General features: G+C 71.3%; 9 protein-coding genes. 3 read left to right on the top strand and 6 right to left on the bottom strand.

All coding sequences use genetic code 11. The features are described 5' to 3' along the window. Window position 1: 1 nt before the first annotated feature. The gene (locus ACZ7KF_RS01460; RefSeq protein ID WP_471068156.1) at window positions 2-541 is read left to right on the top strand and encodes a GNAT family N-acetyltransferase; all 540 of its coding nucleotides are present in this window, start codon (window positions 2-4) and stop codon (window positions 539-541) included. Continuing rightward, on the top strand, window positions 541-1,725 hold the full coding sequence (locus tag ACZ7KF_RS01455; protein WP_471068153.1) for an MFS transporter: 1,185 nt from the start codon (window positions 541-543) through the stop codon (window positions 1,723-1,725). Before ACZ7KF_RS01460 ends, ACZ7KF_RS01455 begins: the two co-directional genes overlap by 1 nt. A 25-nt stretch (window positions 1,726-1,750) precedes the next feature. On the opposite strand, the gene sbnA is transcribed toward ACZ7KF_RS01455, so the two are convergent. From sbnA to ACZ7KF_RS01425, 6 genes are all read right to left on the bottom strand, one after another. Then, window positions 1,751-2,779: a 2,3-diaminopropionate biosynthesis protein SbnA gene (gene sbnA / locus ACZ7KF_RS01450; RefSeq protein ID WP_471068150.1), complete on the bottom strand. Its 1,029-nt coding sequence runs from the start codon at window positions 2,777-2,779 to the stop codon at window positions 1,751-1,753. A 32-nt stretch (window positions 2,780-2,811) separates the two neighbouring features. Then, window positions 2,812-3,882: a 2,3-diaminopropionate biosynthesis protein SbnB gene (gene sbnB, locus ACZ7KF_RS01445; protein ID WP_471068147.1), complete on the bottom strand. Its 1,071-nt coding sequence runs from the start codon at window positions 3,880-3,882 to the stop codon at window positions 2,812-2,814. Continuing rightward, the gene (locus tag ACZ7KF_RS01440; protein ID WP_471068144.1) at window positions 3,879-4,883 is read right to left on the bottom strand and encodes a TauD/TfdA family dioxygenase; all 1,005 of its coding nucleotides are present in this window, start codon (window positions 4,881-4,883) and stop codon (window positions 3,879-3,881) included. Before ACZ7KF_RS01440 ends, sbnB begins: the two co-directional genes overlap by 4 nt. Window positions 4,884-4,924: 41 nt before the next feature. Continuing rightward, window positions 4,925-8,206, bottom strand: coding sequence for a non-ribosomal peptide synthetase (locus ACZ7KF_RS01435; RefSeq protein WP_471068142.1), 3,282 nt, complete (start codon window positions 8,204-8,206; stop codon window positions 4,925-4,927). 13 nt (window positions 8,207-8,219) lie between these two features. Next, entirely contained in the window at window positions 8,220-10,880 is a 2,661-nt protein-coding gene (locus tag ACZ7KF_RS01430) for a Pls/PosA family non-ribosomal peptide synthetase (RefSeq protein WP_471068139.1), read from the bottom strand. Between the two features lie 574 nt (window positions 10,881-11,454). Further along, window positions 11,455-12,984, bottom strand: coding sequence for a helix-turn-helix domain-containing protein (locus ACZ7KF_RS01425; protein WP_471068136.1), 1,530 nt, complete (start codon window positions 12,982-12,984; stop codon window positions 11,455-11,457). A gap of 207 nt (window positions 12,985-13,191) precedes the next feature. Between ACZ7KF_RS01425 and ACZ7KF_RS01420 the strand changes: the two genes are divergently transcribed. Next, the gene (locus tag ACZ7KF_RS01420) at window positions 13,192-13,923 is read left to right on the top strand and encodes a hypothetical protein (protein ID WP_471068134.1); all 732 of its coding nucleotides are present in this window, start codon (window positions 13,192-13,194) and stop codon (window positions 13,921-13,923) included. The last annotated feature ends 6 nt before the right edge of the window (window positions 13,924-13,929 follow it).

Genomic DNA, 13,929 nt, shown 5'->3' with positions numbered 1-13,929 from the left:
CATGAGCGACCTCATACGGGGGATCACCGAGGCCGACTGGCCGCGGCTGGCCGCCCTGGAGAGCGAGGCGTACGCGGACCTCTCCCTCGCCGAGGGCGAGGAACTGCTGCGCTCCCGCGCCCGCGCCTCGGCCGGCACCTGCTTCGTCCTCGACCTCGACGGCCGGCTCGCCGGCTACGTCCTCGCCCTGCCCTACCCCCGCTTCCGCTGCCCCGACCTGACCCACCCGGAACAGGCCGTCCACCACAGCACCAACCTCCACCTGCACGACCTGGTCGTCGGCACGCCGCTCAGGCGCCGGGGGCTCGGCACCCGGCTGGTACGCCATCTGACCGAGACGGCCCGCGCCCGCGGCTTCGCCACCGTCTCCCTGGTCGCCGTCGCGGGCAAGGAACCGTTCTGGCACGCCAACGGCTACCGCGCCCACCCGGCCGCCCCCGTACCGCCGGACTACGGCAGCGACGCGGTCTACATGTCGGCCCAGGTGTCCGCCGCACCCCGCCCGCACCCCCGACCGCACGAGGCCCGGGAGGCCGTGTGATGCCCGACCCTGTGATGCCCGACCCGTCCTTCCAGCGCGCCAAGTGGTCCATCGCCGCGCTGTTCTGCTTCCTCGGCTTCCAGTACGGCACCTGGATCTCCCGGCTGCCCGCGCTGAAGACCCGGCTGGACCTGGGCGCCGGCGAGATCGGGCTGCTGCTGATGGCCTGCGGGGCCGGTGCCGCGGCCTCCTTCCCGCTGGTCGCCGTCCTGATGCGCCGGCTCGGCTCCCGGGCCCTGTCCCTCGCCTCCGCCGCGGCCCTGATCGCCGTCCTCGCGGCCCTGTCCGCCGTACCGAACTACCCCCTCGCGCTGCTCGTCGTGTGCGCCGACGGCGTCGCGGTCGGCTGCCTCAACGTCGCCATGAACGCGCAGGGCGCCGCCCTGGAGAAGGCGTACGACCGCACCGCCATGTCGCAGCTGCACGCCACCTTCAGCGCCGGGCTGCTCGCCGCCGCCCTGCTCGCCTCCGGCGTCACCGCCCTGACCGGATCCGTTGCGGCCCACTTCACCGTCGCCGGCGCCCTGTTGCTGCTCCTGCTCGGCTGCGCCCGCCCGGCCCTGCTGCCACACCGGGAGCCGGCCGCGGCCCCGGACGAGCCGAAGCGGCGCACCCGCCGCAGCCTCCCCTCCGGCACGACCCTCCTCATGGGCGCGGCCATGGCCTTCGGCACGATCACCGAGGGGGCGATGAACGACTGGTCGACGCTCTACATGAAGGACGTCGTCAAGGCGTCGGCGTCCGTCGCCCCGCTCGGCATCGCGGTCGTCTCCGTGATGATGCTGCTGGCCCGCGTGTGCGCGGACCGCTGGCGCACCCGCTGGGGCGACGGACGCGTGGTCCGCACCGGCAGCGCCGTGGCCGCGGCCGGCCTGGCCCTCGCCCTGCTGGCCGGCGGCGTGGTCCCCACGCTGCTCGGCTTCGCCTGCGTCGGCCTCGGCGCGGCGGCCGTCACCCCGTGCGTCTACGTGGCGGCGGCCGAGCGCGGCTCGGACGCCCTCGCCCTGGTCGCCGCGATGGGCACCACCGGCCTGCTGGGCGGGCCGGCCCTGATCGGCTTCGTGGCGGGCGCGGCGAGCCTGACCCTGGGCATGGCCACGGTCGCGGCCTCCGCCCTGATCGTCACACTGACCGCCTTCCGGATCCCGTGGCGGGCCCGGACCGCCGCCCTCGTCGAAACCTGAGCGAGGCGGGGACCACCGGACCGGGTCATGACCTCCGGCGGCGGTTCGGCGTCCGGGACGCGGACTTCTTCTCGTCCCAGGGCTCCTCCGGCACCGGATCGGAGTCGACCAGGTGGTCGCCGTACAGGCCCTGGAGCCAGTTGGACTGGTAGATCGTGTCGAGGTAGCGCTCGCCGAGGTCGGGCGCGATCGCCACCGCGGTGAGGTCGGGGGTGCCGTGGCGGGCCAGCCAGTCCGTCGCGGCGCTGACCACCGTCCCCGTGGAGCCGCCGAACAGGAAGCCGCGTCTGGCCATACGGTGGCAGGTGCGGATGGTGTCCTCCTCCTCCACCTGTATCACCTCGTCCACGTACGACTCGTCGAGCAGCGGGGGCCGCATGCTCATGCCGAGGCCGGGGATCATCCGCCGGCCCGGAGCGCCGCCGAAGGCCACCGAGCCCACGCTGTCCACGGCGACGATCCGCACCGGACGGTGCCAGTCGCGGAAGTAGCGCGCGCAGCCCATCAGGGTCCCGGCGGTGCCGGTCCCGATGAACAGCGCGTCCAGCCGAGGGAAGTGGCCGGCGATCTCCGGCGCCGTCGTGCGGAAGTGGGCCCGCCAGTTCCCCGGGTTGGTGTACTGGCTGAGCCACACGTACCGCTCGTCGGACGCGCACAGCGCACGGACGTACTCGAGCCGCGTGCCCAGGAAGCCGCCGTTGGCGTCCAGGTCGGTCACCACGTGCACCTGGCTGCCGAGGGCCTCCATCAGGAGTTTGGTCGACAGATTGCACCGGGAGTCGGTCACGCACAGGAACCGGTGCCCCTTGCTCGCGGCGATCATGCTGAGGGCGACGCCCAGGTTTCCGGACGAGGACTCGACGAGGATGGAATCCGGCCTCAGGGTTCCGTCCCGCTCGGCGCTCTCCACCATCTCGTTCGCGGCCTTCAGTTTGATCGAGCCGGCGAAGTTGAAGCCCTCGCACTTGAGGTAGAGGCGGCATCCGAAAATCGACTCTAGATCGACGAAGAGAGTTCCTTCGTTGAAGGCGTGGGGAGCGGAGATGACGGGCACGGCAGCCTCCTGAAGGGCTGAGGGCAACGGCCTCAGCCGTACCGGCGCAGATCGTGGAAGAAGTCGTCGACGAGGCGGAGTTCCCCCGCCCGGGTCACTTGGTCGTAGACGTACTTGCCGACGGCCAGGTCGAGGACGCCGAGGCCGAAGGGCGAGAAGATCACCGGCTGGTCGTGGGGCGGGGCCGCCCGGCCCAGCATCACGTCGTAGAGCGTGCCGTTGAGGAAGTCGCGGTTGCCGGTGCGCTGTTCGACCAGATGGGGCGAGGTGTCCGCCTTCAGGCAGTGCTCGACGTCGTCGACGAAGTTGGCCGAGGCGAGCAGGACCTCGGGGGCGAGGTCGCGCAGGGACACGTGCAGGACCACGGGGTTGTGGTCGAACCAGCCGGGGACCGTGACATGGGGCCGTCCGGCGACGGTGGCGAAGACCACCAGATCGCTGGAGCGGACGAGGTCCTCGGCGCTGTCGTGGACGGTGATCTTCCCGGTGGCGCCGGACTCGCGCAGATAGCCGCGGAAACCGGCGGTGCTGTCGGCGGACAGGTCGTGCACGCCGATGGCGTCGAAGGTCCAGCCGGTGCCGGCCAGGAAGGTGTGGATGTAGCGGGCGATCAGGCCCGTGCCGAAGAATCCGACCCGGGTCGGGCGGGCCCGGGTACGGCTGAGCCAGTCGGCCGCCAGTGCCGCGGACGCCGCGGTCCTGGTCGCGCTGATCACGCCGCTCTCCAGGCAGGCGAACGGATAGCCCGTGTCGTGGTCGTTGAGGATCAGCACCGCGGAGGCCCGGGGGAGCCCGGTGCTCACGTTCTCGGGAAAGCTGGAGATCCACTTCACGCCGTCCACCCGCGACGAGCCGCCGATGGACGCGGGCAGTGCGATGATCCGCGCCGTCGGACGGTCGGGGAAGCGCAGGAAGTACGACGGCGGGTTGACCGAGTCACCGGCGCCATGCAGCCGGTAGGTGGCCGCCACCAGCTCCACCAGGTCCTTCTCGCGCCCGTCGAGCGCCTCCTGCACCTGCTTGCCGGAGATCACCGCGAAGGTGGGCCCCGGTTCCGGGTGGTGCACGGCCGACCGGGGGGCCGTGGACAACAGATCGCTCATCGTCGGCTCGCCTCCTCGGCCGGGCGGCCGTCGGCCAGGCGCCGCGGCTCGGCCAGACCGACCAGCACCTGCCGCTCCCCGGTGAAGGACTCCCGGCTGTGCGCGGTACGGATGTTGTCCACGAGCATCAGGTCACCGTCCTGCCAGGGCTCGCGCCGGGTGTGCTGCTCGTAGACGCTGTTGAGGAGCTGGACGACGTCCTCGCCGAGCGCGGTGCCGTCGCCGTGGCGGGTGTTGAACGGCAGGTTGTCCGCGCCGTACTCCTCCACCAGGTACTCGCGCACCTCCGGGGCCAGCGTCCACTCGTTGAGGAAGGCGATCTGGTTGAACCAGCACCGCCTGCCCGTGACCGGATGCCGTACCACGGCGCTGCGCAGCTGCTCGGTGTGCAGGGAACCGTCGGGCCGCCAGGTGAAGTCGATCGCGTTGGCCCGGCAGTAGCGCTCGATCTCCGCGCGGTCCTCGGTGCCGAACGACTCCGCCAGGGACGCCCCGATCTCGTCGTTGTAGGTGCGGGTCAGCAGCCAGCCCTCCTGCTCGAACCGCCTTGCCAGGTCGGCGGGCAGGGCCTTGAGGACCTGCTCGGCATCGGCCACCGCCGTCGCCCCGCCCTGCTCGGGCGCGGTCGGGCAGGCGAACAGCAGCAGGCCGGGCACCTCCAGCGGATAGCTCAGCTCGTGATGCATGCACATCGGCTGATTGGCCGGCCAGGGCGTGGAGGAGTACAGCCCCGGGCCGTGGGCCTCCCGGGGCGCGAACGCCTCCCGCTCCGTCATGAGGCCGCCGGACAGCCGTGCGAAGACGGCACCGATCCGGTCCGGCTCCCGCAGGCCGAGGCCGCGGACGAGCAGCGCCCCGTGCTCGGTGACCAGCGCGCGCAGCGCCTCGCGGTGCTCGGCCGCCCAGCTCACGGCGTCGTCCGGGGGATCGACGCGCAGCAGCGCGGGCTTGTCCGGCCGCAGCTCCGCGTCGAGTGGTGCTGCCAAGGATGAGGACGGCATTTCGGTTCCTTTCGGTCGCCCGTCCGGTGGAGGCACGGGCCTCAGGTGGAGGCCAGGGGTACGGCCGCACTCAGGACGGCCCGCGCCGCCTCGGCCGGACGGGTGCGGAGGAAGTGGTGGCCCCCGTCGGCCAGCTCGTGCAGTTCGACGTGCTCGGCCAGCAGCAGCCAGTCGCGGTGGCGGTCGGCGTGACCGGCCGTGTGCGGGTCGTCGGCGGCGACGACCACCGAGACCGGCGCGGACAGCCTCACCGCCGGCGGGTTCCGCAGGGCCGCCTGGAAGTAGCGGTGAGCGGACACGCAGTCGTGCCGGTAGGCGGCACCGATGTGCTCGGCGTGCCGCTCGTTCAGTTCGGCGAGTTCCGGGTAGCCGCTGTCCTCGGCCAGCCGCGCCGCGATCTCCGCGTCGCTCCGGCGGGTCAGCTCGGCGACGGCGGCACTCCGGTCGGCGGCGGTGCCGAGCAGCTGCGCGCCCAGGAACACCCGCGTCACCCGCACGCCTCGCTCCTGGAGCACGCGGGCCGTCTCCAGGGCCGGCGCGGCACCCGACGAGTGGCCCCACAGCATGACCCGGGTCAGACCGCGCGCGGTGATCTCGTCGGCGACCTGCCGGGCGACGTCCTCGACCGACACGAACGGCTCACGGTGGGCCGCCAGGTCGTGACCGGGCAGGTCCACCGCGAGGACCGCCGGACCGCCGCCCGCCAGCGCGGCCGCCATGGGCCGGTAGTTGACCGCGTTGCCGCCCGCGTAGGGGAAGCACACCAGCGCGCTCTCCGGCGTGCCGCCCGCCGCCGACAGGGGCTGCAGCAGCTCCGGGCGTCGCCGGCCGGCGCCTTCGAGGAGGACGGCCAGATCGGCGAGGACCGGATGCCGGGTGATGTCCTTCAGGGAGACCGCTCGGTCGAGCGCGATGCTGAGCTTCACCGCCGACAGGGAGGTGCCCCCGGAGTCGAAGAAGTGGTCCGTCCGGCCGATGTGGTCCTCGGGCACGCCGAGCAGTTCGGCCCAGGCCGCCGCCAGTCTCCGCTCGGCCGGGCTGAGCGCCTCCCCGCCCGCCGCGACGGCCGGCGCCGTCCGCTCGGCCCGCTCGGCCCGCGGGGCCTGCGCGGTCTGCTCGGCCAGGGCCGTCAGGGCCTTCCGGTCGATCTTGCCGTTGCCGGTCAGCGGAAGGCTCTCCCGCCAGTGGAAGGCCGAGGGGACCATGTAGCCGGGCAGGACCGCCGCGAGCGCCTCGCGCAGCTCGTCCGGTTCCTGGCGACGGCCGCTGTAGAAGGCGATCAGCTGCTTGTTCCCGCCGCCCCGCTCGGCGACCACCACCGCACCGTCCCGCACCCCGTCCGCCCGGAGCAGGGTGTTCTCGATCTCGCCGATCTCGATCCGGAAACCACGGATCTTGACCTGGTTGTCCCGGCGGCCGAGGAACTCCAGCTTGCCGCCGGGGTGCCAGCGGCCCCAGTCGCCGCCCAGGTAGAGCCGCTCACCGGGCCGGTACGGGTCCGTCCGGTACGCCTCACGGGTCCGCTCGGGATCGTTGACGTACCCGCGGCCCACGCACACACCGGAGAACGCGATCAGTCCGGGGGCGCCCAGGGGGACCAGCGACAGGTGCTCGTCCACGACGTAGACACGCACGTTGTTGACCGCGCGGCCCAGCAGCACGCGGTCGGGCACCTCGCGCAGGAGTTCGTGGTTGGTGTCGTCCGAGGTCTCGGTCAGCCCGTAGGCGTTGAGCAGCCCGATCCCCGGCTGGAGCGCGAACCAGCGCTGGACCAGCTCCCGCTTCAGCGCCTCACCGGTCACCGACACGCACCGCAGGTCCGGCAGGTCGCGCGGGTGCTGCTCCAGGTAGGAGACCACGACCTCCAGATAGGAGGGCACGAGTTGGGCCACGGCGACCCGGCCGCGCACCAGCGTGTCCACGAAGCGCTCCACGTCCACGACCACGTCCTGGTCGACGAGCAGGGTCCGCCCGCCGACCAGCAGCGCGGACACCAGCTGCCAGAGCGAGATGTCGAAGCACTGCGGCGCCGTCTGCGCCACCACGGACCCCTCGCCGATGCCCAGGTCGTCGATCTTGGCGTGCAGGTGGTTGAGCAGCCCCGCGTGCTCGCACATCGCGCCCTTGGGCGCGCCGGTGGAGCCGGAGGTGAAGTAGATGTAGGCCAGCTGGCCGGCGTCGACCCGCACGCCGGGATCGCTGTCCGCGTGCGGTTCCGCGTACGCCGTCTCGACCGGCAGCTTCTCCGCCTCCGGCACGGTGGCCAGGGCCTCGTCGAGGTTCCGGGTGCTGCCGGACTCGGTGAGGACCAGCCGGCAGCCCGCCCGGGACAGGGTCGCCGCGATCCGGCCGGCCGGGAAGTGCGGCTCGATCGGCAGGTACGCGCCGCCCGCCTTGAACACCGCCAGCGTGGCCGCGAGCCAGTCCAGGTTCCGTTCGGTGACGACGGCGACCACGTCCTCCCGGCCCAGCCCGCGGGCGAGCAGCGCCCGCGCCAGCCGGTTGGCGCGCGCGTTCAGCTCCGCGTAGGTCCACTGCCGCTCGCCGTGCACCGCGGCCACCGCCCGCGGGTGCGCCCGTACCCGCTGCTCGAACAGTTCGTGGACGCGGGCCTCCGGCAGCGGCCGGCTCGGCCCCGCCAGCCCTTCCAGCTGCTCGCGCACCTCGTCGGCGGAGAGCAGACTCTGCTGCGTGTGATCGGCCTCCGGGTCGGCCGCCAGCAGCCGGAGCGCCTTCAGGTGGTAGTCGCCGATCCGGGCCGCGCCGTCGGCGTCCAGCACGTCCGTGCGGTACCGCACCCGCAGCATCAGCCGTCCGCCCAGCTCGCACCAGCGCACCTCCAGCACGCCCTCGCCGGCGTGGGCCTCCTCGGCACCCAGAGGACCGAACACGACCTCGTACGACGGCTCGGTCACCCCCAGTTCCTCCCGCAGCCGCGCCAGCGGGAACTCCCGGTGTGCCAGCACCTCCGCCTCGGCGCGTTCGGCGGCCGACACCAGCGCGCGCCAGGACCCCGGGGTGACGGTCAGGCGGCACGGCAGCGGCTCGCCGCGCACTCCCGCGGTGTAGCCCGTCACCACCTCGGACTCCCCGGACAGCGCGGCCAGCACCTTGGCGTGCGCCGCCAGCAGCAGCGCGCTGAGCGGCAGCCCGGAGCGGCGCACCAGCGCGCGCACCAGGGACGCCACGTCGTCCGGTACGGCCGTCTCCTGCACGAGCGCTCCCGGAACCGGCTCCCGGACCCACCGCGGCACGGCGGTGATGCCGCCGGCGGTCAGCACGGCGCCCCAGAACTCCCGGTCCGTTTCCACGCGCGTTCCCATCGGATGGCCTTCCTCAGTTCGTGGCAGCGGCGGTGGCGTCGGTCGTCTCCGCGGTCCGGTCCGGGCCGTGGGACCAGCCCCCGGCCTCGGGCATGTCCGCGGCCGGATTGCCACCCCAGTGCGCGTGCGGGGGAACTTCCTCGCCTTTCATGAGGAAGGAGTCGGGGGCCAGCACCGAGCCGTCGCCCAGGGTCACGCCGTAGTGCACATGGGCGCCGACGCCCAGGGTGCAGGCGGCGCCGAGCGTGGTCCCGTCGGACTTGAACGTGCCGTCCTCCTGGGAGTGGCACTGGATCTTCGTGCCGGCGTTGAGGGTGCACTCGTCACCGACGGTGGTGAGTGTCCGCTCGGTCATGTAGCAGCCGTCGTCGAACACCCTGCGGCCGATGCGCGCGCCCAGCATGCGCCAGATGAGGCTCTTGAACGGCGTTCCGTTGAAGACGTTCAGATACTCGATCGGAATTTTCCACAGGCGTTCGTGCAGCCAGAAATTCCGGTCGTAGATGGAACACAGCTGGGGGCGCAGCCGGCGGAACGAGGTCATGCAGCGTTCCACCAGGATGTAGTACGCGGTGGAGAACACGAGGGTCAGCGCCAGATACACGGCGATCATCACGTGCCCGACCACGCCGTACAGGTCCACGGAGGTGAGCGCGAGCAGCGTGAGCATGAAGACGTGCAGCCAGCGCACGAACAGCATCCACGTCATCGAGAGCAGGTTGTAACGGTTCTTCGCGGCGAGGTGACGGCGCAGCTCGTCGCCCTTTCGGAGATGGTCGAACCGTGCGTCCCGCTCCACCGAGCGCGGAATCTCGAAACACGGCGAACCGAGAAGTCCCACGCCTTCCCGGATCTCTCCGTCGAGGGGGATCATCACCTTGGTCGCGAGAAGACAGTTGTCCCCGGTTCTGCCGCCCACCGGATAGGCGATGTTGTTGCCCAGGAAGTTGCGCGGTCCGATCGACACCCGGGACACCCGGAACGACGTGCTGGAATATTCGGCATTGATCAGGGAAAGCCCGTCGGCCACCATGGTTCCGCTGCCGACGGTGACCAGGAACGGGGTTTCGTGCTGGACTTCCGTGCCGAAGTTCGACCCGGTCTGCTCGACCCGCGACAGGTCGTAGCCGAGTGCGCGGAGGTAGTACACGATGTACGAACTGTCGCCGAACAGCCAGGCGAAGAATTTGACGTTCGTCAGGCGGGCCGCCAGCCGGTGCACCGTGTAGTGGAGTCCGTAGAGCGGATAGACCCGGTCCGGTTCGACGATCAGGCTCAGCAGCCGCGGCACGGCGTACAGGGCGGCGGCACCCACGACGAGGAAGCCGAAGAAGACGCAGAGCGACACGGCCAGCGCGTCGGGGATCAGCTCCGGCCGGGTCAGCACGGCCGTCTCCGGATCGAGCCGCTTGCCGATCGCCGGCACCTCGGTGAACAGCATGTAGACCCCGCCGACGGCGAGCGGCACGTAGAGGAAGAGCAGCTGCAGCAGCGTGGCGATGCCGTACCAGGTCCGGCGGGCGGTGCCGCACGGGGCCGGCGCGACCCGTACGTAGTCGATCCGCGTGGGCTCCGCGGGGGAGCCGTGCCAGTGCTCGCCGGCCGGGACCGCCTGGCCGCGGTGCAGCGAGGAGGAATGGCCCAGCTGTGCGCCGTCGCCCATCGAGGCGTCGATGTCCAGGACGGTCTTCTCGCCGATGAACACGTTCCGGCCGAGCGTGATCCGGCCTGTCTGGATGCGGCCCGCGTACGCCCGGTAGCCGAGGAAGAACGATTCCTTGCGGATGAGCGTGCCGGCGCCGATCGTCAGCAGGTCGGTGCAGACCGGGACGGAGCGGGAGAGGATCGTGACGCCCCCGCCGATCCGCGCGCCGAGCGCCCGGAGGTACAGCACGTACAGCGGAGTGCCGACGAGGAAGACCATCGGATTCGCGTGCAGCAGCACCTTGACGAGCCAGAAGCGCAGGTACGTCAGGCTCCAGACGGGGAATTCACGGGGCTTCCAGCGGCCGACGAGCAGCCATTTCGCGACGATCGGGAAGGTGCACAGAGCGATGAAACCGATGCCGCCGAACAGAAGCGACCGTATGTAGATGCCGCCTGCCCCCGACCCGGAGGAGACCCACCGGTACCCCCCGGCGGTGACGAACCCGGAGACGAGGGAATAGACCAGGAAGGCCAGCAGCTGGAGCGTGCCGCACAGCATGTGGTGCAGCCGGCTGGTGTGGGGCACCGGAGCCGCCACCGCGGGGGACACGGACGCGGAGCCGGCCGGATCGACCGAAGAAACGGAGGAATCCGGATGGGCGGGGGCCGAAGAAGGGGAAGAAGCCGGAGAAATCGAAGCCGCAGAGGCGGGAGAAGCCGGAGCGGCCACCACGAGAGCCGTTGTCAGGTCCCGGATCGTGGGGTTCCGGTAGATGTCGCGCATGGAGGGCGACGGCAGCTCCGGCAATTTCCTGAGCCGCGCGCAAAATTGCGCCATGACCAGGGAGTTGGCACCCAGGTCGGTGAAGAAATGGCTGTCTGTCGCCACGCGTTCGGCGCCGGTGACCTCGGCCAGTACTTCCGCGAGTTTTCTCTCGGTCTCTATCCTGACCGGACCGTTGTCGCGCAGGGAGACGGCAGGTTCGTCCGGTCCGGATATGGGGACCTCGGAGGACTGCTCCACCATTCGATCTCCTGAGGACGTTCGTCACCAATGACCGGCCGGCTTTTTCTGATCACCGGCCACCGGTTTCAGTGTGGACAGGCACCGAGCAGGCTGCCACTTCGAAGCGTCCCCCGGCCCTCCGGGAAATGCGTTCCGGCTCCGTATTCCCTGGATTCCGGCAGGCCACGGCTCCGCCGTGGTTCACCCGAACGGCGTCCCCCATCTGCAGTCACGCCCGGCGGAACGCCGCGCGGAAGGGCGCCGGATCACCGGCGGAGGCGGCTCTCGGACCGATCCGGGGCGGGGGAGGGCGCATCGGCCCGGTCACGGTGCGAGCCGGGGGCCTGCGCAAGCTGCCGGTGCCGTCCACGCTGTCGGACCCGCATCGGCTGCGGCGTCGCTCGCACTCGTGCCGGACGGCAGGGCGACGGGGTTCCGCGCAGCGGGTCCTCCCCAAAGCCGGGCAGGGAGCGGCTCCGGCCGCCGAGCGGTAACTCGGCGGCCGGTCCGAACGAACGTCACCTCGCCGCGCGGCGGGTTTCCGCGGATCACTCGTCCACGGAGGGACACGCGCGGCCCGGGTCTCCTGTACGGCTCAGATGTCCCGGAAGATCTCGATCTGCGCCCCGATCGAGTTCAGGCGCTCGGCGAGATCCTCGTAGCCGCGGTTGATGACGTACACGTTGCGCAGCACCGACGTGCCCTCGGCCGCCATCATCGCCAGCAGGACGACCACCGCGGGCCGCAGGGCCGGCGGGCACATCATCTCGGCGGCGCGCCAGCGGGTCGGGCCCTCGACCAGCACCCGGTGCGGGTCCAGGAGCTGCAGGCGGCCGCCGAGGCGGTTGAGGTCGGTCAGATAGATCGCCCGGTTGTCGTAGACCCAGTCGTGGATGAGGGTCTTGCCCTGCGCGACCGCCGCGATGGCCGCGAAGAACGGGACGTTGTCGATGTTCAGGCCCGGGAAGGGCATCGGGTGGATCTTGTCGATCGGCGCCTCCAGCTTGGAGGGCCGGACCGTCAGGTCGATCAGGCGCGTACGGCCGTTGTCCGCGGCGTACTCCGGGCTGCGGTCGTGGTCGAGGCCCATCTCCTCCAGGACCGCCAGCTCGATCTCCAGGAACTCGATGGGGACGCGCCGTACGGTCAGTTCCGACTCGGTCACCACCGCGGCGGCCAGCAGGCTCATCGCCTCGACCGGGTCCTCGGAGGGGGAGTAGTCGACGTCGGCGTCGATGTTCGGCACGCCGTGCACGGTGAGCGTGGTGGTGCCGATGCCCTCCACCTTGACGCCCAGCGCCTCCAGGAAGAAGCACAGGTCCTGGACCATGTAGTTGGAGGAGGCGTTGCGGATGACCGTGACGCCGTCGTGCCGGGCGGCGGCCAGCAGCGCGTTCTCGGTCACCGTGTCGCCGCGCTCGGTCAGCACGATCGGCCGGTCGGGGCGGACCGAGCGGTCCACCCGGGCGTGGTACTGGCCCTCGGTGGCGGCGACGTCCAGACCGAACCGGCGCAGCGCGATCATGTGCGGCTCGATGGTCCGGGTGCCCAGGTCGCAGCCGCCGGCGTACGGCAGCTTGAAGTGGTCCATGCGGTGCAGGAGCGGACCGAGGAACATGATGATCGAGCGGGTGCGGACGGCCGCCTCCGCGTCGATCGCGGTCATCTCCAGCTCGGCGGGCGGGACGAGTTCCAGGTCGACGCCGTCGTTGATCCAGCGGGTGCGCACGCCGATGGAGTTCAGTACCTCCAGCAGGCGGTACACCTCCTCGATCCGCGCCACCCGGCGCAGCACCGTGCGCCCCTTGTTGAGCAGCGAGGCGCACAGCAGCGCCACGCACGCGTTCTTGCTGGTCTTCACGTCGATGGCGCCGGACAGACGGCGACCGCCGACCACGCGCAGATGCATCGGACCCGCATAGCCCAGCGACACGATCTCGCTGTCCAGGGCCTCACCGATTCGGGCGATCATCTCAAGGCTGATGTTCTGGTTGCCGCGCTCGATGCGGTTCACCGCGCTCTGGCTGGTTCCGAGCGCCTCCGCGAGCTGCGCCTGTGTCCAGCCCCGGTGCTGCCGGGCGTCACGGATGAGCTTGCCGATGCGTACGAGGTAGTCGTCTGACATGAGGTTGAGGCTATCTCAGATATGAGATTGCGCTCGCCAGGGGGACCATTCGGGTGACGCCGGTGACGATCCGTCAGCGCCGCCTGGCGCACGGGCGGCACGCCATCCCGAACATTGCGGGCACATCGTCCGATGTCGCATGACGCACGGTTACCCGGGCAACCCCGGCCCACGCGTGCCCCTCTCTGTCCCCGAAGGGGGATACGCATGAACACCAGGACGCGCCGCTACCTCGTCGCCGCGCTGCTCGCCGGCTGCTGCTCGCTCGTCTCCTGCGGTACGCAGCGCGCGGGGGTGGCGGGGCACGGCTCGCCGGCTCCGCGACCGACCGTGGCCGGCAAGGCGTGCGCCGTCGAGGAGGCTCCGGACACCACGGACGACGACGGGGAACTCCCGGACACGACGAGTGACGACCAGGAGCTTCCGGACGTCACATCCGACGACCAGGAGCTTCCGGACGTCACATCCGACGACCAAGAGCTTCCGGACGTCACATCCGACGATCAGGGGCTTCCGGACACGACGAGTGACGACCAGGGGATCCCGGACACCACCACGGACGACCGGGAGCTTCCGGACACCACCACGGACGATCAGGGCGTGCCCGCGGGTGACACCGCGGAGGACGGGGCGAGTGTGCCGGAGGTCGGGTCGCACCGCTGGTTCTCGATGACGCGTGAATTCCGTGCCTATCTGAAGACGGCGGCCCCGAAGGGGGATGCCGCCCTCGCGGCCCATGTCGACCGGGTCTGCGTCCGCACGCCGGCGAGTGACGGCCGTACGGTGGCCGAGGTGTGGGTCGACTACGGCGTGTGGGAGGACGGCAAGCTGAACCGGGCCGCCGAGGTGTTCGCCCGCTGGCGGGGAACCGTGTACGGCGACCACGGGCGTGTGACGGTCCTGGCCCCCGCCAAGATGGACGCCGAGCGCAGCTGGTGACCGCCG

The organism is Streptomyces sp. NPDC038200 (assembly GCF_055600785.1).
This window is presented reverse-complemented; position numbering and strand designations above follow the sequence as displayed.

Coding starts and splice junctions, on each gene's coding strand:
- sbnB (WP_471068147.1), bottom strand. CDS start 3,882: ATGAGCGATCTGTTGTCCACGGCCCCCCGGTCGGCCGTGCACCACCCG.
- ACZ7KF_RS01460 (WP_471068156.1), top strand. CDS start 2: ATGAGCGACCTCATACGGGGGATCACCGAGGCCGACTGGCCGCGGCTG.
- ACZ7KF_RS01440 (WP_471068144.1), bottom strand. CDS start 4,883: ATGCCGTCCTCATCCTTGGCAGCACCACTCGACGCGGAGCTGCGGCCG.
- ACZ7KF_RS01425 (WP_471068136.1), bottom strand. CDS start 12,984: ATGTCAGACGACTACCTCGTACGCATCGGCAAGCTCATCCGTGACGCC.
- ACZ7KF_RS01420 (WP_471068134.1), top strand. CDS start 13,192: ATGAACACCAGGACGCGCCGCTACCTCGTCGCCGCGCTGCTCGCCGGC.
- ACZ7KF_RS01435 (WP_471068142.1), bottom strand. CDS start 8,206: ATGGGAACGCGCGTGGAAACGGACCGGGAGTTCTGGGGCGCCGTGCTG.
- ACZ7KF_RS01455 (WP_471068153.1), top strand. CDS start 541: ATGCCCGACCCTGTGATGCCCGACCCGTCCTTCCAGCGCGCCAAGTGG.
- ACZ7KF_RS01430 (WP_471068139.1), bottom strand. CDS start 10,880: ATGGTGGAGCAGTCCTCCGAGGTCCCCATATCCGGACCGGACGAACCT.